Annotated in this window: 19 protein-coding genes; 13 read left to right on the forward strand and 6 right to left on the reverse strand. The window is 74.0% G+C overall.

Features of this window, described 5'->3' with window-relative positions; all coding sequences use genetic code 11:
* Window positions 1-60 precede the first annotated feature (60 nt).
* Complete coding sequence (locus ACZ66Z_RS16770) at window positions 61-852, forward strand: SDR family NAD(P)-dependent oxidoreductase (protein ID WP_469934710.1); 792 nt, start codon at window positions 61-63, stop codon at window positions 850-852.
* A 74-nt stretch (window positions 853-926) separates the two neighbouring features.
* On the opposite strand, the gene ACZ66Z_RS16775 is transcribed toward ACZ66Z_RS16770, so the two are convergent.
* From ACZ66Z_RS16775 to ACZ66Z_RS16785, 3 genes are read right to left on the reverse strand one after another with little or no spacing between them, the layout of a single operon-like run.
* Window positions 927-1,778 carry an EamA family transporter gene (locus ACZ66Z_RS16775; RefSeq protein WP_469934711.1) on the reverse strand — a complete coding sequence of 284 codons (852 nt, stop codon included), beginning with the start codon at window positions 1,776-1,778 and terminating at the stop codon, window positions 927-929.
* Window positions 1,775-2,272 carry a YbaK/EbsC family protein gene (locus ACZ66Z_RS16780; protein WP_469934712.1) on the reverse strand — a complete coding sequence of 166 codons (498 nt, stop codon included), beginning with the start codon at window positions 2,270-2,272 and terminating at the stop codon, window positions 1,775-1,777. The genes ACZ66Z_RS16775 and ACZ66Z_RS16780 overlap by 4 nt, the downstream gene beginning before the upstream one ends.
* A gap of 54 nt (window positions 2,273-2,326) precedes the next feature.
* On the reverse strand, window positions 2,327-3,964 hold the full coding sequence (locus ACZ66Z_RS16785) for a penicillin-binding transpeptidase domain-containing protein (RefSeq protein ID WP_469934713.1): 1,638 nt from the start codon (window positions 3,962-3,964) through the stop codon (window positions 2,327-2,329).
* Between the two features lie 152 nt (window positions 3,965-4,116).
* On the opposite strand from ACZ66Z_RS16785, the gene ACZ66Z_RS16790 reads away from it, so the two are divergent.
* Window positions 4,117-4,290, forward strand: coding sequence for a hypothetical protein (locus tag ACZ66Z_RS16790; RefSeq protein WP_469934714.1), 174 nt, complete (start codon window positions 4,117-4,119; stop codon window positions 4,288-4,290).
* Window positions 4,291-4,348: 58 nt separating this feature from the next.
* On the opposite strand, the gene ACZ66Z_RS16795 is transcribed toward ACZ66Z_RS16790, so the two are convergent.
* Window positions 4,349-6,103, reverse strand: coding sequence for a dolichyl-phosphate-mannose--protein mannosyltransferase (locus ACZ66Z_RS16795; RefSeq protein ID WP_469934715.1), 1,755 nt, complete (start codon window positions 6,101-6,103; stop codon window positions 4,349-4,351).
* Between the two features lie 52 nt (window positions 6,104-6,155).
* On the opposite strand from ACZ66Z_RS16795, the gene rsmI reads away from it, so the two are divergent.
* The 6 genes from rsmI (at window position 6,156) to ACZ66Z_RS16825 (ending at window position 11,818) form a co-directional block, all read left to right on the forward strand.
* Window positions 6,156-7,043, forward strand: a complete 888-nt coding sequence (gene rsmI, locus ACZ66Z_RS16800) for a 16S rRNA (cytidine(1402)-2'-O)-methyltransferase (RefSeq protein ID WP_469934716.1) — start codon at window positions 6,156-6,158, stop codon at window positions 7,041-7,043.
* Between the two features lie 138 nt (window positions 7,044-7,181).
* Window positions 7,182-7,601, forward strand: coding sequence for a hypothetical protein (locus tag ACZ66Z_RS16805; RefSeq protein WP_469934717.1), 420 nt, complete (start codon window positions 7,182-7,184; stop codon window positions 7,599-7,601).
* A gap of 40 nt (window positions 7,602-7,641) precedes the next feature.
* Complete coding sequence (locus ACZ66Z_RS16810; protein ID WP_469934718.1) at window positions 7,642-8,511, forward strand: TatD family hydrolase; 870 nt, start codon at window positions 7,642-7,644, stop codon at window positions 8,509-8,511.
* Between the two features lie 72 nt (window positions 8,512-8,583).
* On the forward strand, window positions 8,584-9,894 hold the full coding sequence (locus ACZ66Z_RS16815) for a ubiquitin-like domain-containing protein (RefSeq protein WP_469934719.1): 1,311 nt from the start codon (window positions 8,584-8,586) through the stop codon (window positions 9,892-9,894).
* A gap of 119 nt (window positions 9,895-10,013) precedes the next feature.
* A complete protein-coding gene (rsmA, locus tag ACZ66Z_RS16820; RefSeq protein WP_469934720.1) occupies window positions 10,014-10,886 on the forward strand; it encodes a 16S rRNA (adenine(1518)-N(6)/adenine(1519)-N(6))-dimethyltransferase RsmA in 873 nt (290 codons plus the stop codon).
* The gene (locus ACZ66Z_RS16825; protein ID WP_469934721.1) at window positions 10,883-11,818 is read left to right on the forward strand and encodes a 4-(cytidine 5'-diphospho)-2-C-methyl-D-erythritol kinase; all 936 of its coding nucleotides are present in this window, start codon (window positions 10,883-10,885) and stop codon (window positions 11,816-11,818) included. Before rsmA ends, ACZ66Z_RS16825 begins: the two co-directional genes overlap by 4 nt.
* Here ACZ66Z_RS16825 and ACZ66Z_RS16830 read toward each other — a convergent pair.
* Window positions 11,815-12,786 (reverse strand): NHL repeat-containing protein, encoded by a 972-nt coding sequence (locus ACZ66Z_RS16830; RefSeq protein WP_469934722.1) that lies wholly within the window; start codon window positions 12,784-12,786, stop codon window positions 11,815-11,817. The two genes, ACZ66Z_RS16825 and ACZ66Z_RS16830, sit on opposite strands and share 4 nt — an antisense overlap.
* 210 nt (window positions 12,787-12,996) lie before the next feature.
* On the opposite strand from ACZ66Z_RS16830, the gene ACZ66Z_RS16835 reads away from it, so the two are divergent.
* The 4 genes from ACZ66Z_RS16835 to ACZ66Z_RS16850 all read left to right on the forward strand — a co-directional run bounded on the left by ACZ66Z_RS16835 (window position 12,997) and on the right by ACZ66Z_RS16850 (window position 20,036).
* Window positions 12,997-14,319 (forward strand): acyltransferase family protein, encoded by a 1,323-nt coding sequence (locus ACZ66Z_RS16835; RefSeq protein ID WP_469934723.1) that lies wholly within the window; start codon window positions 12,997-12,999, stop codon window positions 14,317-14,319.
* Window positions 14,320-14,392: 73 nt separating this feature from the next.
* Window positions 14,393-16,198 carry an ABC-F family ATP-binding cassette domain-containing protein gene (locus ACZ66Z_RS16840; protein WP_469934724.1) on the forward strand — a complete coding sequence of 602 codons (1,806 nt, stop codon included), beginning with the start codon at window positions 14,393-14,395 and terminating at the stop codon, window positions 16,196-16,198.
* A gap of 138 nt (window positions 16,199-16,336) precedes the next feature.
* The gene (locus ACZ66Z_RS16845) at window positions 16,337-18,211 is read left to right on the forward strand and encodes a PQQ-binding-like beta-propeller repeat protein (RefSeq protein ID WP_469934725.1); all 1,875 of its coding nucleotides are present in this window, start codon (window positions 16,337-16,339) and stop codon (window positions 18,209-18,211) included.
* A gap of 13 nt (window positions 18,212-18,224) precedes the next feature.
* A complete protein-coding gene (locus tag ACZ66Z_RS16850) occupies window positions 18,225-20,036 on the forward strand; it encodes an outer membrane protein assembly factor BamB family protein (protein WP_469934726.1) in 1,812 nt (603 codons plus the stop codon).
* A gap of 67 nt (window positions 20,037-20,103) precedes the next feature.
* On the opposite strand, the gene ACZ66Z_RS16855 is transcribed toward ACZ66Z_RS16850, so the two are convergent.
* Window positions 20,104-20,550, reverse strand: coding sequence for a hypothetical protein (locus ACZ66Z_RS16855; RefSeq protein ID WP_469934727.1), 447 nt, complete (start codon window positions 20,548-20,550; stop codon window positions 20,104-20,106).
* Between the two features lie 151 nt (window positions 20,551-20,701).
* Here ACZ66Z_RS16855 and ACZ66Z_RS16860 point away from each other — a divergent pair, with 151 nt between their 5' ends.
* A complete protein-coding gene (locus ACZ66Z_RS16860) occupies window positions 20,702-21,385 on the forward strand; it encodes a helix-turn-helix transcriptional regulator (protein WP_469934844.1) in 684 nt (227 codons plus the stop codon).
* The last annotated feature ends 61 nt before the right edge of the window (window positions 21,386-21,446 follow it).

Consider the following 21,446-nt stretch of genomic DNA (forward strand, 5'->3'; position numbering starts at 1 on the left):
CGGCGTCAGGTGACCGCCAGGGCGTTGCGGGAGGGTTCCACGGGATGCTGGGATCGGCCCATGGACCTCAGGGAACGCTTCGGCGGATACGCGGTACTGGTCACGGGCGCGGGACGCGGCATCGGAGCGGCCACCGCCCGGCGGCTCACGGCGGAGGGGGCGCGGGTCCTCGTCACGGACGTCGACGAGGAGGCGGCCCGCGGGACGGCCGGGGAACTCCCCGGGGCGGAGGCGCTGCGCTGCGACGTCGGCGACCGGGCGTCGGTCGACGCGGCCGTCGCGCACGCGGTGAAGGCCTTCGGTCGCCTCGACGTCCTCGTCAACAACGCGCTCGGGCCCGTCGTCCCCGACCGGGACCTCTTCGAGGACGAGCCCGACGAGACCTGGGCCGTCCAGCACGACGTCACCTTCATGGGCGCCGTCCGCTGCGCCCGGGCGGCCATGCCGCACCTCGCGGCGGCCGGCGGACGCGGGGCGATCGTCACGATCGGCTCGGTCAACGCGGAGGCGGACTTCGGCGGCCACGCCTACAGCGCGGCCAAGGCGGGCCTCGCCTCCCTCACCCGCACCCTGGCGGGCGACGCGGCGCCGCGCGGGGTGCGGGTCAACCAGATCGACCCGGGCACGATCGCGACCAGGGCCTGGGCGGACCGGGAGGCCGACCTCACGGCCCTGGCCACCCGCGTCTACCCCCTGGGCCGCGTCGGCACCCCGGAGGACGTGGCGGCGGCGGTGGCCTTCCTGGCCTCCACGGACGCCGCCTGGATCACGGGCACGACCCTCCGCGTCGACGGCGGCCTGCTCGCGGTGCACACCCACTTCGGGGAGGTGCTGGGCGAGCGGCGCCCCTGAGGCGCCGCGCGGAAGGGGCCGGCGCCCCGGCGGCCGGCGCCCGGCCGACGCCGTCGGCACCCGGCGCCCGGCGCTCACCCCGCGTGCAGCATCAGCCCGATGCCCACCACCATCAGGCCCGCCGCGGCGATCCTCGGGGCGCCGAAGCGCTCCTTGAAGAAGAGGGCGCCGATGGCCGCGCCCACGATGATGGAGGATTCGCGCAGGGCGGCGATCGGAGCCAGGGGGGCCTTCGTCTGGGCCCACAGGACGAGGGCGTACGCCGCGACCGACAGGGCCGCGCCGAGGAGGCCCCGGGCCGCGTACGGGCGGAGCTGGGGGAGGAGCGCCGCACGCCGGACCCAGAGGGCGTAGGCCGGGATCGCGAGGCCCTCCAGGACCATCAGCCACCCGATGTAGCCGAGCGGCGTGCCCGAGGCGCGGACGCCGACGCCGTCCACGACCGTGTAGAGGGCGATCGACAGGCCCGTCGCGCCCGCCGCGAGCAGGGCGGGCCAGTGCGGGCGGGCGCCCTTGCCCCGGATGCCCCACAGGGCGAGGCCCGTCAGGCCCGCGGAGGCCACCGCCACCCCGAGCAGCTGCCAGCCGTCCGGCACCTCGTGGACGAAGACCGCCGCGAGGACGGTCACGGCCAGCGGGGCCGTCCCCCGCGCGATCGGATACATCTGCCCGAAGTCGCCGAGGCTGAACGAGCGCATCAGCAGGACGTAGTAGCCGACGTGCAGGAGCGCCGACGCGAGGAGGTACGGCCACGCCCCCGCCGCCGGCAGCGGCGCGAAGCACGCCACGGCCATGCCGATCAGCGCCCCGCCGCCGGAGATCAGCGTGAAGGAGAGCAACTGGTCCTTGATGCCGTGCGCGATCGCGTTCCAGCCGGCGTGCGTGACGGCCGCGACGAGGACCGCGAGCGTGACGAGCGGCGTCACGCGGCGGGCTCGCGGACGTCCACCAGCGTGCCGCCGGCGTGCGCGACCAGCGCCTTCGGGTCCATCGCGAAGACCGTGTGCGGGGTGCCCGCCGCCGCCCACACCACCGGGTGGTCGAGGACGCCCCGGTCGGCGAGGACCCGCGTCCCGGTGCGGTGCCCGAACGGCGGCACGCCCCCGATCGCGTACCCCGTCGCCTCCCGGACCGCCTTCGCGTCCGCCCGGGTCACCTTCTCGGCGTCCAGCTCCTGTCGTACCCGCTCGACGTCCACCCGGGACGCGCCGTCCACCAGGACGAGGACCGGCACCCCGTCGGCCGCGAAGACCAGCGACTTCACGATCTCCGCGACCTCGCAGCCGATGGCCTCGGCGGCCTGTCGCGCGGTCCGGGTCTCGTCCGGGAAGCGCCGGACCTCGACGTCGAGACCCGCCTCCCGCAGGGCGGCGGCGAAAAGGGGATGGGCGGCGGAAGCGGTGTCCTCGTCAGTCGTCATGGCCCGCACGCTAGTGGTCGGTGTACGGGCCACGCGAACGGGTTCCGGCGGGGGTCACCCCGCCTTCAGCACCTGCGCGACCACCGGGCCGGCCGCGTCGCCGCCGTGTCCGCCGGCCTGGACGACGGCCGCCGCCGCGAGGTCGCCGGAGTAGCCGGTGAACCAGCTGTTCGAGACGGCCTGGCCGTCGAGCTCGGCGGAGCCGGTCTTGGCGCCCTTGGGGAAGGGGACGCCGGCCATCGCCTCGGCGGCGGTGCCGTGCGTCGCCGCCGCGTTCATCATCCGGTGCAGGCCGGAGGCCACCCCGGGGGAGAGCCGGTCCGCCGTCGCGAACTCGCGGTCGTCGAGCTCCCTCGCCACCAGGTACGGCTGGAGGAAGCCGCCGTTCCGGACGGTCGCGGAGAGCGAGGCGACGTTCAGGGCGCTCATCGTGATCCTGCCCTGGCCGATGTACGAGGCGGGCGTCTCGGCCCCGGCCGACTCGGGCACGGAGCCGTCCGCCGCCTGGACGCCGATGTTCCACGTCCGGCCGATGCCGAAGGAGTCGCGGGCGGTCGCGCCGAGGGCGGTGTCCGCGACGCCCTCGTCGCTGAGCTTGCTGATCGCCTTGATGAAGGCGGTGTTGCAGGAGCGGCGGAAGGCGTCGGTGAGGGTGCCGCCGGTGATGCCGAACCTGTCGAGGTTCTGGAAGGTCCTGCCCCGCGACAGGACGTCGGGGGGACACTCGACCCGGCTGTCCGGCGTGGCCAGACCGTGCTGCATCATCATCGTCGCCGTGACGATCTTCATCGTCGAGCCGGGGGCCTGCGCCCCCATGAACGCGGTGTTGAACTCCTTGACGGGATGGTTGGCGACCGCCCGTATCGCTCCCGTCGACGGCTCGATCGCGGCCACCGAGGCCGAGCCGAACCCCTTGACCGCCTTCTCGGCCGCCGCCTGGACCCCCGCGTCGATCGTCGTCCTCAGCGTCCCCGGCTTCCCCTTGGACAGGACGAGGAGCGTGGTGTCGGCGACGGCCCCGCTGCCCGAGTCGATGTACGTCTCGACGCCGGCCGCGCCGTCGACCCTCGACCCGTACCGTCTGCGCAGCTCGGTCAGGACCGGCCCGAGCGAGGGGTACTCCTCCGCCGTCAGCTCCACGCCGTTCCGGTCGACGGCCTTCACGGGCGCGGTCTTCGCGACGCCCGTCCGCAGGGTCCCCGTCGCGGTCAGCCTCGGGTGCAGCACGGTCGGCTGCCACTTCACGAGCGGACGGCCGGTGGTCTGCCCGCGCACCACGGTCAGCTCGGAGGCGTACGACCAGTCCTTGGACACGTCCTCGTACGCGATGGTCGCCCTCACCGTGAACGGCACCCTCGCCCCGACGGCCGTCCCCGGCGTGATGACGGCCTTCGAGACCTTCACCTCCTCCCGGTAGGCGGCGATCGCGGACCCCGCCGTGACCGGGTCGTTCGTCAGCTGGGCCGCCCGTTCCGGCTCCCCGGCGGCCCAGGCCGCCAGGAAGTCCTTCGCGGCCGTCGTGACCTCGTCGGCGGTGAGCGGTCCCGTCCTCGGCGCGTCACCGGCCCGCACGCCCACGGAGGTCTCACCGCCCGTGATCCCGTTCCAGAGGTTGTAGCCCCCGTACCCCACCCCACTCGCCACGACGACGAACACGCCCCCGACGACGGCGACCTTGACCCCACTGCGCATGACGGCGATTCCCCTCCCCAGGCGGACCGACGAGTGAAGCAGCCGCGGAGTCCGCGTGTCGAGCAGCCACCGCCACATCCGTCAAACCCGCGGGCGGTGTCGGCAGTGCCCCGGAGCGGAGCCTGCCGGGAACCGGCACGGACCTTCCCGTCGTGCACGGTGACGACGAGGGCGGTCTCCTCCGACTCGCCTTCGTGGCCGAGCAGTTCGGGTACGCGGCGTACGCGAGCCTCCAACAGGGCGGGCACGGGTTCGTACCGGACCCCTGTTGGCGGGCCCGGGCGCTCGCCCGGGAGCGGTACCCGTTCGCCGACGAGGACGCCTGAGCGGGCCGGAAGCGGGCGCGAACGGGACCGGCCGCGTCCCCTCCGCGCAATTCCCCCGCTACACCCACGTCTCCAGCCACATCCGCGCCCGCCACTGGTCCAGCGGAATGGGGGTCCCGGTGTAGATGGGCCAGAAGTAGATGAAATTCCAGACGATGAGCAGGACGAGACATCCCGCCGCCACCGCGCCGAATGTCCGGCGTCTTTCCGATGAACCGCGGGGACCGATGAGCGCACCCAGCATCATGGTCACCGCCAGGCACAGGAAAGGCACGAAGACGACCGCGTAGAAAAGGAAGATGGTGCGTTCCTGGTAAAGGAACCAGGGGAGCCAGCCGACCGCGATGCCGCAGGCGATCGCGCCCGCGCGCCAGTCGCGGCGGAAGGCCCAGCGCCACAGGACGTACAGGATCGCGAAGCAGGCCGCCCACCAGAGGAGCGGGGTGCCGAGGGCCAGGACCTCCTGGGCGCACTTCCCCTCCGCGGTCGCCGGGCAGCCGTTCGTGCCGGGGGCGGGGGACTCGTAGAAGTACGAGACGGGGCGGCCCAGGACGATCCAGGACCAGGGGTTCGACTGGTAGGTGTGCGGCGAGGTGAGGCCGACGTGGAAGGTGTACACCTCGGACTCGTAGTGCCAGAGGCTGCGCAGCCAGTCCGGCAGCCAGCCCCACGTGCCGCCGCCGACCGCCCTGTCGTGGTCCGCGGCCCAGTGCCGGAAGTAGCCCTTGTCGCCGGCCAGCCAGCCGGTCCAGGTCGCCAGGTACGTCGCGAGCGCCACCGGCACCACCGACACGAACGCCGGCAGCAGGTCCTTCTTGACCACCGCGAGGTACGGGCGGACGGCGCCGGCCGTGCGGCGGCCGCCGACGTCCCACAGGACGGTCAGCAGACCGAAGCCGACCATCACGTACAGGCCGTTCCACTTGGTCGCCGCCGCGAGGCCGAGGGACACGCCGGCCGCGAGCCGCCACGGCCGCCAGCCCAGGCGCAGGCCCTCCGCGATCTCCGCGTCCGGCCGCAGCACGCCCTCCTCGTCCTCCGGGAGCGCCGCCGCGAGCCGCGCCCGCGTCCGGTCCCGGTCGAGGACGAGACAGCCGAAGGCGGCGAGCACGAAGAACATCAGCACCTGGTCGAGCAGCGCGGTGCGGCTCATCACGAAGTGCAGTCCGTCGACGGCGAGCAGCAGGCCCGCCAGACAGCCGAGGAACGTCGAGCGGAAGAGGCGCCGGCCGATCCGGCACAGCATCAGCACCGACAGGGTGCCGAGCAGCGCCACCATGAAGCGCCAGCCGAAGGGCTCGAAGCCGAAGAGCTTCTCGCCGACGCCGATCACCCATTTGCCCATCGGCGGGTGGACGACGTACCCCGGGTCGGTCGGAATCAGGACCGACCCCGGGTCCTTCAGGATCGTCTTGTCGATGTCCTTCGGCCAGGCCCCCTCGTACCCCTGGTTGATCAGGGCCCAGGAGTCCTTGGCGTAGTACGTCTCGTCGAATATCACCGCGTGCGGCTTGCCCAGGTTCCAGAACCGCAGCAGGCCCGCGACGGCCGTGACCAGGAGCGGACCGCCCCAGGCGAGGAGCCGCCACAGCCGTTCGGTGCCGCCGGGGCCGAGGCCGAGCAGCGACCACGTCCGGGCGGAGGGCCGGGTGTACGGGGGGACGAGCCGCTCGCGCAGCCCGATGGGCGCGGTGCCCGGGGCCGGCGGCGCGTAGCCGAAGCGCCGCAGCCTGAGCTGCCAGGAAGAGGGCTCTGCCACGGGCGCCGCCATGGGGTGCTGACCCTCCAGGGCCTCGGGTGCGGTACTGGTCACCGCGCCATCGTAGGGAACGCGCCTGTGCGAGTCGCCTGTCCGGGCTGGGAGGATGTCCCGTGTGACAGGAACGCTGGTACTCGCAGGGACCCCCATCGGTGACATCGCGGACGCCCCGCCCCGGCTCGCCACCGAACTGGAGAGCGCGGACATCGTGGCCGCCGAGGACACCCGGAGGCTGCGCGGCCTCACCCGGGCGCTCGGCATCCACACCACGGGCCGGGTCGTCTCGTACTTCGAGGGCAACGAGTCCGCCCGTACGCCCGAACTGGTCGAGGCGCTGGTCGGCGGCGCGCGGGTGCTGCTCGTGACCGACGCGGGCATGCCGTCCGTCTCGGACCCCGGCTACCGGCTCGTCGCCGCCGCCGTCGAGCAGGACATCAAGGTGACGGCCGTCCCCGGCCCGTCCGCCGTGCTCACCGCGCTCGCCCTCTCCGGCCTCCCCGTGGACCGCTTCTGCTTCGAGGGCTTCCTGCCGAGGAAGGCCGGCGAGCGCCTCGGACGCCTACGCGAGGTCGCGGACGAGCGGCGGACCCTCGTCTACTTCGAGGCGCCGCACCGGCTCGACGACACCCTCGCCGCGATGGCCGAGGTGTTCGGCGCCGAGCGCCGGGCCGCCGTCTGCCGCGAGCTGACCAAGACGTACGAGGAGGTCAGGCGCGGCCCGCTGGCCGAGCTCGCCGCCTGGGCCGCCGAGGGCGTGCGGGGCGAGATCACCGTCGTCGTCGAGGGCGCCCCGGAGACCGGGCCCGCCGAGCTCGACGCGGAGGAGCTGGTGCGCAGGGTGCGGGTGCGCGAGGAGGCGGGGGAGCGCCGCAAGGAGGCGATCGCCGCCGTCGCGGCGGAGGCGGGACTTCCCAAGAGGGAGGTGTTCGATGCCGTGGTCGCGGCAAAGAACGCGGACGCTTCGGGCCCTGGAAAGGGTAAAGAGCTAATCTGAATGGCAAAGCCGAAACCGGCGCCGGGACTGTTCCTTGGGCGCTTGGCAAGGGAAGAGCCAAAAGCCTTCCATGGTTCGTCCCCCGCTGATGCGCTCCGGCCCGAAAAGGCGTCCACTGATCAGTGGAGAGGAGCTGGCATGAGCGAGATCACCGGCACCGGCATATCCGCCGCCCATGAGGCGTACGCCTTCGCCTGCATGCGCTGCGGATACGGCTGGGAGCAGGCGTACGACATCGAGCACCACGTCGACGCCGCCGGCCAGGAATTCGTCGTCTACAAGGCCGACGGAGAGCGGGTACCGTCCCCGCTGTCCAGTCCCACCTGCATGAACTGCGGCGGCCACGTCGTCCGCATCATGCGCGCGGGGCAGGTGTCGTCGGTGCTCGACCTGGTCGCCGCGACCGAGAAGCACCACCACGGGGCGCGGGCGACGAAGCCCGTCTCGCCGGCCGGCCCCATCGGCCAGGAACTGACCGAGGACGCTCCCGAGAAGCCGCCGGTGCCGCACCACTGGCACCTGTCGGACCTCCTCCACCCCTTCCGGCGTCACCAGTAGGCCACGCGGGGGCACTCGTGGTCCTCGTACGATCGGGGCCATGAGTGCCAAGGACGCCCCGCCGCCGCTGCCCGAACCCCTCCTCGTGGAGGTCGCGGACTCGCACACCCACATGGACCTGCAGTCCGGGACCGTCGAGGAGGCCCTGGTCAAGGCCGCCGCCGTCGGCGTGACCACGGTCGTCCAGGTCGGCTGCGACGTGAAGGGCTCGCAGTGGGCCGCCGAGACGGCCGCCGCCCACGAGAACGTGCACGCCGCCGTCGCGCTGCACCCCAACGAGGCCCCCAGGATCGTGCTCGGCGATCCCGACGGCTGGTCCCGCCAGGGCGCCCGGCAGGGCGGCGGCGACGCCGCCCTCGACGACGCCCTCGCCGAGATCGACCGGCTCGCCGCCCTTCCGCACGTCCGCGGGGTCGGCGAGACCGGCCTCGACTTCTTCCGCACCGGGCCCGAGGGCATCGCCGCGCAGGAGCGTTCCTTCCGCGCCCACATCGAGATCGCCAAGCGGCACGGCAAGGCGCTCGTCATCCACGACCGGGAGGCCCACGCCGACGTGCTGCGCGTCCTGGACGAGGAGGGCGCCCCCGAGCGGACCGTCTTCCACTGCTACTCCGGCGACGCCGCCATGGCCGAGATCTGCGCCGCCAAGGGCTACTACATGTCCTTCGCCGGCAACGTCACCTTCAAGAACGCCCAGCCGCTGCGGGACGCCCTCGCGGTCGCCCCGCTGGAGCTGGTCCTCGTCGAGACCGACGCCCCCTTCCTCACCCCCGCGCCCTTCCGGGGCCGCCCGAACGCCCCGTACCTGATCCCGGTCACCGTCCGGGCCATGGCGGAGGTCCGGGGGATCGGGGAGGACGAGCTGGCCGGGGCGATCGCCGCGAACACGGCCCGCGCCTTCGATTACTGATGCATAACGGTTACGCGAGGTAGTCGGGTCGTCGTGGAGCGTGACCGCCGCCGGGGCTAGGGTCCCGGCCTCGTGAGCACTTCCCAGGGCAGTCACCGAGCCGGACGGCGGGCGGCGGGCGCCACCCTGCCCCTGCACGAGCAGCCGACGATGGCGGCGCCGCTCGTCGTCCCCGCCGCGCCGGGGGCGGCCCCCGCCCCCGCCGCCGTCTCCGTCCCCGGGCAGGGTTCCCGGGCCGGGGCCCGGCGCGCCGCCCGCCGCCGCAAGGCCCCCGGGGGCGCCGGAACGGCCGCGGAAGGCCTGCGGAGGCTCCTCCCGCAGGCCCTCGTCGTCGCCTTCCTGGCCGGCGGCACCAGCGCCTTCGTCGCCGACGACAAGGCGATCGAGCTCACCGTCGACGGCGTCCCGCGCACCCTCCACACCTTCGCCGACGACGTCGCCGAGCTCCTCGCCGACGAGGGCGTCACCGTCGGCGCGCACGACATCGTCGCCCCCGGTCCCGGCGAGGCCCTGGCCGACGGCGACGACATCGTCGTCCGGTACGGGCGGCCGGTCTCCCTGACCGTCGACGGGCACCGCCGCCAGGTGTGGACGACCGCCGGGACCGTCGAGGGGGCGCTGCGCCAGCTCGGGGTCCGCGCGGAGGGCGCCCTCCTCTCGGCCTCCCGCGGCGCCGCGATCTCCCGCCACGGCCTCGCCCTCGACGTCCGCACCGAGCGGGCCGTCACCTTCCTGGCGGACGGGCGCGAGCGGACCGTCCGCACGAACGCCGCCACCGTCCGGGAGGCCCTCGCCGAGGCCGGGATCACCCTCTCCGGGCAGGACACCACCTCCGTGCCGGCCGACTCCTTCCCCCGCGACGGCCAGACCGTGAACGTGCTGCGCATCACCGGCTCCCGGCAGGTGCGGGAGGAGTCCGTCCCGTACGCCGTCGAGCGGGTCCGCGACCCCGGGCTTTTCGCCGGCACCGAGGTCGTCGAACGGCAGGGCGCCCCGGGCGTCCGCCGCGTGACGTACAGCCTGCGCACGGTCAACGGCGTCGCGCAGCGGCCCCGCAGGACCGGCGAGGAGATCGTCCGCGAACCGGTCAGCCGCAAGGTGCGGATCGGCACCCGGCCGCTGCCCGCCTCCGTCGCCGGCGCCGACGGCCTCGACTGGGGCGCGCTCGCCGCCTGCGAGTCCGGGGGCCGTCCGGGCGCGGTCGACCCCTCGGGGACGTACGGCGGGCTCTACCAGTTCGACCCCGGCACCTGGCACGCCCTCGGCGGCACCGGCACCGCGCAGAACGCGCCCGCCGCCGAGCAGACGTTCCGCGCGAAGAAGCTGTACGTGCAGCGGGGCGCGAGCCCCTGGCCCCACTGCGGCCGACGGCTGTACCGATGAGCGCGCGGCCGGACCGACGGACCCGCGGCCGGACCGGTGAGCCGCGGGTCGGCCGCACGGGGCGGGGTCGGACCGGTGAGCCGTGGGTCGGCCGTACCAGCGCCCCGTAGGCTGTACCGGTGAGCACCACCACCGGCCCCGAAAGCCCCGACGCCCTCCTCGGCCCCGCCGACATCCGTGAGCTGGCCGCCGCCCTCGGCGTGCGCCCCACGAAGCAGAAGGGCCAGAACTTCGTCATCGACGCCAACACCGTCCGGCGGATCGTCCGCACGGCCGAGGTCCGGCCCGAGGACGTGGTCGTGGAGGTGGGACCCGGACTCGGCTCCCTCACCCTGGCCCTCCTGGAGGCCGCCGACCGCGTGACGGCCGTCGAGATCGACGACGTGCTCGCCGCCGCGCTGCCCGCCACGATCGCCGCCCGGATGCCCGCCCGCGCCGACCGCTTCGCGCTCGTCCACTCCGACGCGATGCACGTCGAGGAGCTCCCGGGCCCGCCGCCCACCGCGCTCGTCGCGAACCTGCCGTACAACGTGGCCGTGCCCGTCCTGCTGCACATGCTGGAGCGGTTCCCGACCATCGAGCGGACCCTCGTCATGGTCCAGGCCGAGGTCGCCGACCGGCTCGCCGCCAAGCCCGGGAACAAGGTGTACGGGGTCCCCTCCGTCAAGGCCAACTGGTACGCGGAGGTCAAGCGCGCCGGGGCCATCGGCCGCAACGTCTTCTGGCCCGCGCCGAACGTCGACTCGGGCCTCGTCTCCCTCGTCCGCCGCACCGAACCCCTCCCGACCACCGCCGGCCGGCAGGAGGTCTTCGCGGTCGTCGACGCGGCCTTCGCACAGCGCCGCAAGACCCTGCGCGCGGCCCTCGCGACCTGGGCGGGCTCGCCCGCCGCCGCGGAGGAGGCCCTCGTGAAGGCCGGGATCTCGCCGCAGGCGCGCGGCGAGGCCCTGACGGTGGAGGAGTTCGCGCGGATCGCGGAGGCGAAGGCGTGAGCGGGGACGCGGAGTTCCGGAGCGCCCCGGGGGCCGTCACCGTACGGGTCCCCGCCAAGGTCAACGCGCAGCTCGCCGTCGGCGCGGCCCGCCCCGACGGCTTCCACGACCTGGCGAACGTCTTCCTCGCCGTCTCCCTGTACGACGAGGTGACCGCCGCCCCCGCCGACGGGCTGACGGTCACCTGCGAGGGCCCGGACGCCGACAAGGTGCCGCTGGACCGCACCAACCTGGCCGCGCGCGCCGCCGAACTGCTCGCCGCCCGGCACGGCATCGCCCCCGACGTGCACCTGCACATCCGGAAGGACATCCCCGTCGCCGGCGGCATGGCCGGCGGCAGCGCGGACGGTGCGGGCGCGCTGCTCGCGTGCGACGCGCTCTGGGGCCTGGACACCCCCCGCGACGTGCTCCTGGAGATCTGCGCGGAACTCGGCTCCGACGTGCCGTTCAGCCTCGTCGGCGGGGCGGCGCTCGGCACCGGGCGCGGCGAGAAGCTGACGGAGCTGCCGGTCGGCGGCACCTTCCACTGGGTCTTCGCCGTCGCGGACGGCGGGCTGTCGACCCCGGCGGTGTACGGCGAGTTCGACCGCCTCGCCGAGGGCGCCGACGTCCCCGAGCCGGCCGCCTCCCCGGCCCTCCTGGAGGCCCTGGCGACCGGCGACACTGCCGCCCTCGCCGCCACCCTCGCCAACGACCTCCAGGCCCCGGCGCTCTCCCTGCGGCCCTCGCTCGCCGCGACCCTGACGGCCGGCACCGACGCGGGCGCCCTCGCGGCCCTGGTCTCCGGCTCGGGCCCGACGACGGCGTTCCTGGTGAAGGACCGGGAGGCGGCGACGGCGGTCGCCGCCGCCCTCACCGCCTCGGGCACCTGCCGCACGGCCCGCGCGGCGACGTCGCCGGCGCCGGGCGCGGTCGTCCTCCCGGCCGGTTAGAGCTTGTTCCTGGAGATCCGGGCCAGGAGGAGGTTCGGGTCCGGGGACGTGGTGTCGAAGTAGGCCGCGCTGGGGACGTGGACGGTCTTGGCGCGGACCGCCACCGAGGTCGGGTTGTCGAGGCCGTCCGCCGCGGTGAGGACGGTCCTGTGCGTGCCGTCGTGGCGGACGAGTTCGACCTTGTTCGGCGTGTTCAGCGCGGCCAGGACCGTGTCCCCGTGCCCGGTGAAGGCGAAGTCGTCGATCCCGTCGAGCCCGGTCGCCCGGGTCTCGACCGGGCCCGCGGTGCGGTCCTCCGCGAACGGGATGCGCAGCAGGGTCCCGTGGGCGGTGTTGGACACCCAGACGGCGCCGTCGTGGATCTTGAGGCCGTTGGCGCCGAAGGGGAGCGCCGCGGTCGGCCGGAGGGCCGCGCCGGCGGCCCAGACCGTGGGCGCGTCCCCGTCCAGCGGCACGCGCCACACGACGCCGCGCGCCGAGTCGGCGGTGTACAGGGTGCCGCACCTCTCGTCCAGGGCGAGCCCGTTGGGGAACGCGTCGACCGGCAGCTGCGCGATCTGCTCGGGCGCGCCGCCGTCGGGGGCGATGCGCCAGATGCCGTTCTCGGCGGTGCCGGTGGCGTAGCCGACGTACAGGGTGCCGTCGTGGGCGCGGACGATGCCCGTGGTGATCGCCGCGCCGATGTTCGGGGTCTGCGGGTTCGCGACCTCGGGCAGCGTGGCGAGGACCGTCGTCGCGCCCGCCCTCGTGACCCGGGCGACCTGGTGGGCGAAGGCGAAGGTCAGGTCGGCGGAGCCGTCGGGCTCCAGGGCGATGTTCTCCGGGGTCTGCCCGGCGGCGAAGTCGAAGTGGGCGACGACACGGGGACCGGACACGGTCGGCTCCCCGGCCGACACGGGGCCGGCGGCGATCACGGCCAGGGCGGCGGTGGCGACGGCGACGGCCGCCAGGCGTGGGTGTCTGGGCATGGACCTCTCCTCGGGACGGTGGATGACCTGAGGAGAGGCTCGCGGTTCCCCGGCCGGGGAACCCGGCAGCCGTGGCCGCGAGGTCGCCCACGTGGCCGACGCCATGGAGCCGGTTGGCACTGCGCCGGGCGAGGGCCGGGGCCATACTCAGCCGGCGGTTGAGTATCCGCGCCCTGACGGCCTCCCCGGGCGCCGCGGGACCGTACCCGCATGGGAATCAGCGCGCGTGAACTCGCCGCCGCCGCACCGGCGACGCGGGACCGGTACGTCGACCTGCTCCGGGTCGCCTCGCTCGCGGTCGTCGTCCTCGGCCACTGGCTGATGGCGGCCGTCACCGCCGACGGACGGGTCGGGAACCTGCTCGCCGTCGTGCCGGAGCTCCAGGTGGTGACCTGGGCGTTCCAGGTGATGCCGGTGTTCTTCTTCGTCGGCGGCTTCTCGCACGCCCTCGCCCACCGCTCCCGCCCCCGGTACGCGGCCTTCCTGCACACCCGGCTCCGGCGGCTGCTGCGGCCGACGACGGTGTTCGTCGGGGTGTGGGGCGCGGCCGCGCTGGTGCTCCAGCTGTCCGGCGCCGACGGGGGGCTCGTCGGGGTCGCGCTGCGGCTCGTCGCGCAGCCGCTGTGGTTCATCGGGATCCACCTCGCGATGGTGGCCTTCACGCCGCCGCTGCTGCGGCTGCACGAGCGGTGGGGCTGGGGCGCGTTCGGCGCGCTCGCCGGCGGGGCGGTCGCGGTGGACGCGCTGCGGTTCGCGGCGGACGTCCCCTTCGTGGAGTTCCTGAACTTCGCGTTCGTGTGGCTCGCCGTCCACCAGCTCGGCTTCCTCCGCGCCGACGGCATGATCCGCCGCCCGGCCCTGCTCGCCGGCGCGGGCCTGGTCGGCGCGACCGCGCTCGTCGCCCTCGGGCCGTACCCGCTGTCGATGGTCGGCATGCCCGGCGAGAAGGTGTCGAACATGGCCCCGCCGACCCTCGCCCTGCTCTGCCACGGGCTGTGGCTGGTCGGCGCGGTCGAGCTGCTGCGGGGCCCGGGCGCGCGGCTCGTCGCCCGCGCCGGGGTGTGGCGGACGGTGGTCGCCGCCAACGGGATCGCGATGACGGCGTTCCTGTGGCACCTGACGGCCATGCTCGGCGTGTACGGGGCGCTGCTCGGTCTCGGCGCGGGGCTCCCGGCACCGGCCTCGGCCGCCTGGTGGGCGCAGGTCCCGCTCCGGTTCGCGGCGGCGGCCGTGCTCACGGCCCTGCTCGTCGCCGTCTTCCGCCGCTTCGAGGCCCCGGCTCCGGCTCCGGCCCCGGCTCCGGCCCCGGCCCCGGCCGTCCCGGCGGCCGACGCGGGCGGTCCCCTCGCCGCCCTCGGCGTCACCCTCGCCCTCTTCGGCGTCCTGGGCCTGTCCCTGACGGGCTTCGGCGGGCTCCTCGACGGGCACGCGGCGACCCTGATCGCCGTGCCCGTGACGGCCCCGGTGGCCGTCGGCCTGATCCTGGCGGGCCGGCTGCTCGCGGAACGGGCGGGGCGGGGCCCCGGGGCCTGACGGCGGGCGCCCGGGGCGGTCCGCGCGGCGACGTACCCTAGGACGTCGAACGATCCCCCGTACAGGAGTCAACGTGGCCGTCAACCTGGTCAATGTCGAGGCAGTCAGCAAGGTGTACGGCACCCGTGCCCTGCTCGACGGGGTCTCGCTCGGGGTCTCCGAAGGGGACCGGATCGGGGTCGTCGGACGCAACGGCGACGGCAAGACCACCCTCATCCGGATGCTCGCCAAGCTGGAGGAGGCCGACACCGGCCGCGTCACCCACAGCGGCGGCCTCCGCCTCGGGGTGCTCACCCAGCACGACTCCCTCGACCCGAAGGCCACCATCCGGCACGAGGTCATCGGCGTCATGGCCGACCACGAGTGGGCGGGCAGCGCCAAGATCCGCGACGTGCTCACCGGGCTCTTCGGCGGGCTCGACCTGCCCGGCTTCGAGCAGGGCCTCGACACGGTCATCGGCCCGCTCTCCGGCGGCGAGCGGCGGCGCATCGCGCTCGCCAAGCTCCTCATCGAGGACCAGGACCTGATCGTCCTCGACGAGCCCACCAACCACCTCGACGTCGAGGGCATCGCCTGGCTCGCCGGCCACCTCCAGACCCGCCGCTCGGCGCTCGTCTGCGTCACCCACGACCGCTGGTTCCTCGACCAGGTCTGCACCCGCATGTGGGACGTGCAGCGCGGTGCCGTGCACGAGTACGAGGGCGGCTACTCCGACTACGTCTTCGCCCGCGCCGAGCGCGAGCGGATCGCGGCCACGGAGGAGGCCAAGCGGCAGAACCTGATGCGCAAGGAGCTGGCCTGGCTGCGGCGCGGCGCCCCCGCCCGCACCTCCAAGCCGCGCTACCGCATCGAGGCCGCGAACGAGCTGATCGCCGACGTGCCGCCGCCGCGCGACACCAGCGAGCTGATGAAGTTCGCCAACGCCCGCCTCGGCAAGACGGTCTTCGACCTGGAGGACGTGAGCGTCACCGCCGGGCCCAAGGAGCTGCTCAAGCACCTCACCTGGCAGCTCGGGCCCGGCGACCGCATCGGCCTCGTCGGCGTCAACGGCGCGGGCAAGACCTCCCTCCTGCGGGCGCTCGCCGAGGCGGCCGTCACCCAGGGCGAGAAGCAGCCCGCCGCCGGGCGGATCGTCGTCGGCAAGACCGTCCGGCTCGCCTACCTCTCGCAGGACGTCACCGAACTCCCCGCCGCGCTGCGCGTCCTGGAGGCCGTGCAGCAGATCCGCGACCGGGTCGACCTCGGCAAGGGCCGCGAGATGACGGCCGGACAGCTCTGCGAGCAGTTCGGCTTCTCCAAGGAGAAGCAGTGGACGCCGGTCGGCGACCTCTCCGGTGGTGAGCGCCGCCGCCTCCAGCTGCTGCGCCTGCTGATGGACGAGCCGAACGTCCTCTTCCTCGACGAGCCCACCAACGACCTCGACATCGAGACCCTGACGCAGCTGGAGGACCTCCTCGACGGCTGGCCCGGCTCCATGATCGTCATCTCCCACGACCGGTTCTTCGTCGAGCGCACCACGGACCGGACGTTCGCGCTGCTCGGCGACAAGGCCCTGCGGATGCTGCCGCGCGGCATCGACGAGTACCTGGAGCGGCGCCGGAAGATGATCGAGGCGTCGGTCCCGGCGCCCGCCGCCGCACCCGCGCAGCAGAAGCCGGGCGTCTCCGCGGCGGACGCGCGCGCGGCCAAGAAGGAGCTGCAGAAGGTCGAGCGGCAGCTCGACAGGCTCTCCGACAAGGAGGCGAAGCTGCACGCGCAGATCGCCGACGACGCCACCGACTTCGAGAAGGTGGCGAAGCTCGACGCGGAGCTCCGGGAACTCGCGGGGGAGCGGGAGGAACTGGAGATGCGCTGGCTGGAGCTGGCCGAGGACGCGTAGGCGCACTTCGCGTCCGCGACGCATAACGAGGGCATCACGGGCCGGTCCTCCCTTGGGTACAAGGGGCGGACCGGTCGCTTTTGCGCCATCGCGTGAGTGGTAGAAAGAAAACCCGTTCACGTCAAGGGGGAACCGCTGATGACCCAGCCGCCCAGCAACCAGCCGCCGGGGGGCTTCGGAGCCCCTCAGGACCCGAACCAGGGGCCGGGCCAGGGCATGCCGCCCGTCCCGCCGCAGGCGCCGCAGACCCCGCCCGCGCCGCAGACCCCGCCCGCGCCGCAGACCCCGCCCGCGGCCGCGCCGGGACCGTACGGACAGCCGACGCAGCCCGGGTACGGATACCCGCAGCAGCCCGGCCAGGCCCCGCAGCCGGGCCAGGCCCCGCAGCCCGGTCCGTACGGCCAGCCCGGTCCGTACGGGCAGCCGGCGCCGCAGTCGTACGGCTACCCGCAGCAGCCCGGTCAGGCCCCGCAGCCCGGACCGTACGGGCAGCAGAACCCGTACGGCGGCTACCCGACCCAGCCCGGGTACCCGGGCGCCCCCACCCCGCCCCAGGGCCCCGGCGGCGGCGGTCCCTTCAAGGGCCGGACCGGTGTCGTCGCGGGCGTGGCCGCCGCGGCCGTCCTGGTCGCCGCCGTCACGACCTGGGCCGTCGTCGGCGGGGACGACGAGAAGGACCCGGTGGCGCAGCCCACCACGGCCGGCTCCTCCGCCGCCCCCAAGCCCACCGAGTCGGTGGACCAGGGCGACGGCACGGGCGACGGCGGCGACAACGGCGACGAGGACCTCAACGCGGGTCGCCAGGCCGGCGAGGCGAAGGTGAACTGGCTGCTGAAGAACGACGTCGACCTGCCCCGCAACGGCTCCGACGTCTTCGGCCCGTGGATCGTCGGCGACACCGTCGTCAAGGCGATGTACAAGGGCGTCGACGGCTACGGCCTGGGCGACGGCAAGCGCAAGTGGCACGTCGACCTGCCGTTCGAGCTGTGCGCGGTCCCGCCGGAGCCCGCCGCCGACGGCAGCATGGTCTTCGGCTACGCCGAGAGCGCCAAGGACGGCGCCAAGTGCACCCAGCTCCAGAAGGTCGACCTCAAGACGGGCAAGCCCGGCTGGAAGAAGGCCGTCCCGAAGGCCACGGGCTTCTTCGCCTTCTCCGACAACACCCTGGCCATCAGCGGCAACACGGTCACCGCCGCCGGCTCCAGCAGCGCGTACGGCTTCTCGCTCGCCGACGGCCACCAGCTCTTCAAGGGCCCCGACAGCGGCTGCAAGCCCTTCGCCTACGCGGGCGGCAGCAAGCTGATCGCGGCCATGGACTGCCCGTCGGGCAGCACGAGCAAGAAGGTCCAGGCGGTCGCCCAGGTCGACCCCGCCACCGGCAAGCCGAAGTTCACCTTCCAGCTGGAGGCGAACTGGGAGGTCGACAAGGTCTACTCGGTCGACCCGCTGGTCGTCTCGGCCACCCAGCGCGACCAGAAGAAGTGGTCCGTGTTCGCGCTCGACGCCAACGGCAGGCTCCGTTCGCAGATCCAGGGCGGCAGCGACAAGTTCGCGCCCTCCTGCGGCGGCAGCTTCGTCATCTTCGGCAAGAACCTCTCGGGCTGCACGGGCGTCGCGGCCGACGCGAACACCTTCTACATGGCCACCGACGCCGGATACGGCAAGACGAACGAGGTCGTCGCCTTCGACCTGGGGAACGGCAAGGCCAAGTGGCGCGCCAAGGCGCCCGAGGGCCGGTCGATGTCCCCGCTGCGCATGGAGGGCGGACAGGTCCTGGTGTACGTGGACCCCACGTACGACAAGGGCGGCGCCGTCGCCACCATCGCCCCGACCGGTGGCGCGCCGAAGATCCTGCTCCAGCACCCGGCCTCGACCGCCGAGATCGAGAGCAACTTCTACGACGCGAGCTTCGCCTACGGCAGCGGCGCCTTCGTGGTGGCGAGCGGGCGCGTGTCGGCGTCCAACGACGAGGACGAGATGCAGGTCAAGACGATGATGGCCTTCAGCAAGTGAGGTACACGGACCGATGACGCAGCCACCCCCGCCGCCGAACCAGCCGCCGGACCCGCAGGGCGGCTTCGGCGCGCCGACGCCCCCGCAGCAGCAGCCGGGGTACGGCTACCCGCAGCAGCCGCCTCAGGCACCGCAGCCCGATCCGGGGTACGGCTACCCGCAGCAGCAGCCCCCGGCGTACGGCTACCCCACCGCGCCCCAGCAGCCGCAGCAGCCCCCGCAGTACGGCGGCTACCCGCAGCAGCAGCCGGGTCAGCCCCCGTACGGCTACCCGACCCAGCCGCAGCAGCCCTACGGCGGCCACCAGCAGCCCGTCGCGGCTCCGGTCCCGGGCGGCGGCAAGAAGCTGTCGGCGCAGCTCCAGATCGTCATCGCGGCGGCCGTCGCCGTCGTTCTGATCGTCGGCGTCGGCATCTGGTACGCCAACTCCGGCGGCGGTGACGGGGGCGACGAGGCCAAGGGCGCGGGCGGCACCTCGCAGGGCACCGGCGGGGGCACCGGCGGCGGGAGCACCGGCGGCAACGGGCTCGGCGGCGACGGCAAGGAGAAGCCGGGGGCGAACACCGGGGCGAAGCTGGCGTTCCGCGTCGACGCCCCGAAGGTTCCCGACACCACGCCGGTCGCCGGTTCGTGGCTCACCGACAAGGTCTTCGCGAAGACGGGCGTCAACTCGGTGGTCGGCTACGACCTCGACAAGGGCACGGTGGCGTGGACGCTGCCGCTGACCGGCCAGGTCTGCGGCGCGTCCCGGCACGTGACCGCCGACCACAAGGTCCCGATCCTCTTCGAGGCCGCCAAGCGGGTGGCGCCCCGCTACTACCAGAACTGCACCGAGGTCGGCATGGTCGACCTGAACACCGGCAAGCTGCTCTGGTCGACGTCCGTCACCGGCGGCTCCGCCGGCGACCGGAAGGTCCGGTTCAACGAGGTGACGCTCAGCGGCCGGACGGTCGCGGCCGGCGGCACCGACGGCGGCGCGGCCTTCGACGCGGCCAACGGCAACCCGCGCTGGAAGCCGCAGGCCAACGCGCAGAGCTGCTACGACATGGGCTACGCCGGCGGTCCGGGCCTGGTCGCGGTCCGCAAGTGCGGCACGTACGGCTCCGAGTCGCTCCTGATCCAGAACCTGGACGCCACGTCGGGGCAGCCGCTCTCGGAGTACAAGATGGCGTCGGGAGTGAAGTACGCGGCGGTCGTCTCGACGAAGCCGCTGGTGGTGGCCGCCGACGTCGGCGACACGGCCGGTGACGGCAGCGGCATCTCCGACTACTTCTCGATCGACGAGAAGACCGGGAAGCTGCGGGCGAAGATCTCGGCGAACGCGGACCACTACGGGGGCCGTTGCGCCTCCACCAAGGTGGAGGCGTGCACGCAGGTCCTCGTCGGCAACGACCGGCTCTACGTGCCGACCGAGGAGCACGAGGGCTCCTCCGGCGAGTACGGCGACGAGACCAACGAGATCGTCGCCTTCGACCTGGCGACCGGCCGGACCCTGCCGGAGAAGGCCGACGCCGGTGACGCGTACACGCTGGTCCCGCTGCGCATGGACGGCGGCGACCTCATCGCGTACAAGGCGCCTCCGTACGACAAGGGCGGACAGGTCGTGTCCGTCAACGCCGGCACGATGAAGGAGACCCTGCTCCTGGAGAACCCGTCGGACAAGCCGGTGCGGGACGTGGAGACCAGCTTCTCGGTCAACGGCACCGAGTTCCTGTACGAGAACGGCCGGTTCTTCGTCTCGTCGGTGTACGCCAGCAAGACGCGGGAGTCCGACTCGGCGTACGGCAAGCGGTACCTCGCGGCGGCGTTCGCCACCAAGGGCTGACGTCCGCGACGGAACGCGAGGAGGGCCTCCCCGGGACACCGGGGAGGCCCTCCTCGCACGTGCGGGGTCAGCCCGCGGCGGAGGAGTCGTCGATCGGGTTGTACGTGATCCGGGTGTCCCGGCACTCGTACCGCGTGTTGTTCTTCCACTTGCAGACCTCGACCCAGGCGGCCTGCGGGGAGTAGCCGGTGACGGCGTAGGTGGTGACGTTGACGCCGGTGCCGCTGCCGCCGGTCACGAAGCGGTACGGCCAGTAGCGGGTGCCCTGGGCGTTGGACTGGGTGACCAGGCGGAAGGCGACGGCGTAGCCGTCCGGGTTGACGTCCTGGACGGACATCATGACCGGGTCGAGCCGGTCGGCACGCCACTGCCAGCCGGCGACGACCTTGGCGTACGAGGTCGTCAGGTACACCTCGCTCTTCGGCACGGCGGCCTGGGAGGTGCCGGCGGTGACCGGGATCGAGAGGGCGGCCGCGGCGGCCGCCAGCGCGACGGAGCGACGTCGCATGCGCATGCGTGTTCCTTTCTGCGGGAGTGAGTGATCATGCCAGACATCTCCGTTTCGTGCCGCGGGGATTGACGCGCCGTGAGGCGGGGGGAGCGTGTAGCTTGCCGGGTCGGGCCACCGGGGCGTCCGGCCGGCCAGGAGGAGGGGGATGACCGGGATGGGCGTACGCCTCGTGGTGGTGGACGACCACCGCCTGCTCGCGGAGGCGCTCGCCTCGGCGCTGAAGCTGCGCGGGCACCGGGTGCTCGCGGCGGCCGCGCCGGTGGCGGGGGCCGCGGAGCTGGTGGTGGGCCGGGCGCCGGAGGTCTGCCTCCTGGGCACGGCGACGCCGGACGCGCCGGGGACCTTCGACCCGGTCGTACGGATCAAGCGGGAGCGGCCGCAGGTGGCGGTCGTCGTGCTCGGTCCGGTGCCGTCGCCGCGCGGGATCGCGGCGGCGTTCGCGGCCGGGGCCTCGGGATACGTCCGTCACGACGAGCGCATCGAGGGCGTCGAGCGCGCCCTGGTGAAGGCGCGGGCGGGGGAGCCGGCGGTGGCGCCGCAGCTGCTCCAGGGGGCCTTCGCGGAGCTGCTGCACCCCTCGGCGCAGCCGGACGACGAGGCGCAGCGGCTGCTCCGGCTGCTCACGCACCGGGAGGTGGAGGTCCTCGTGCGGGTCGCGGAGGGCGAGGACACCCGGCTGATCGCGGCGGGGATGGGGATCGCGCCGAGCACGGCGCGGACGCACGTGCAGCGGGTCCTGATGAAGCTGGGGGTCGGTTCGCGGCTGGAGGCGGCGGCGCTCGCGGCGCGCACGGGGCTGCTCGACCGGGCGGTGCCGGGACCCCGCGGTTCCCTCTGAGGCCTCTTCCCGTACCCCCTTCGGGGTGACATCGGCGGGCCCCGGCGCGCGGGGTCCGCTC

It is taken from the genome of Streptomyces sp. NPDC107498 (genome assembly GCF_055582805.1).

Coding starts and splice junctions, on each gene's coding strand:
- ACZ66Z_RS16785 (WP_469934713.1), bottom strand. CDS start 3,964: ATGCGCAGTGGGGTCAAGGTCGCCGTCGTCGGGGGCGTGTTCGTCGTC.
- ACZ66Z_RS16770 (WP_469934710.1), top strand. CDS start 61: ATGGACCTCAGGGAACGCTTCGGCGGATACGCGGTACTGGTCACGGGC.
- ACZ66Z_RS16830 (WP_469934722.1), bottom strand. CDS start 12,786: ATGCCCAGACACCCACGCCTGGCGGCCGTCGCCGTCGCCACCGCCGCC.
- ACZ66Z_RS16835 (WP_469934723.1), top strand. CDS start 12,997: ATGGGAATCAGCGCGCGTGAACTCGCCGCCGCCGCACCGGCGACGCGG.
- ACZ66Z_RS16780 (WP_469934712.1), bottom strand. CDS start 2,272: ATGACGACTGACGAGGACACCGCTTCCGCCGCCCATCCCCTTTTCGCC.
- ACZ66Z_RS16850 (WP_469934726.1), top strand. CDS start 18,225: ATGACGCAGCCACCCCCGCCGCCGAACCAGCCGCCGGACCCGCAGGGC.
- ACZ66Z_RS16810 (WP_469934718.1), top strand. CDS start 7,642: ATGAGTGCCAAGGACGCCCCGCCGCCGCTGCCCGAACCCCTCCTCGTG.
- ACZ66Z_RS16845 (WP_469934725.1), top strand. CDS start 16,337: ATGACCCAGCCGCCCAGCAACCAGCCGCCGGGGGGCTTCGGAGCCCCT.
- ACZ66Z_RS16860 (WP_469934844.1), top strand. CDS start 20,702: ATGGGCGTACGCCTCGTGGTGGTGGACGACCACCGCCTGCTCGCGGAG.
- ACZ66Z_RS16805 (WP_469934717.1), top strand. CDS start 7,182: ATGAGCGAGATCACCGGCACCGGCATATCCGCCGCCCATGAGGCGTAC.
- rsmI (WP_469934716.1), top strand. CDS start 6,156: ATGTCCCGTGTGACAGGAACGCTGGTACTCGCAGGGACCCCCATCGGT.
- ACZ66Z_RS16855 (WP_469934727.1), bottom strand. CDS start 20,550: ATGCGCATGCGACGTCGCTCCGTCGCGCTGGCGGCCGCCGCGGCCGCC.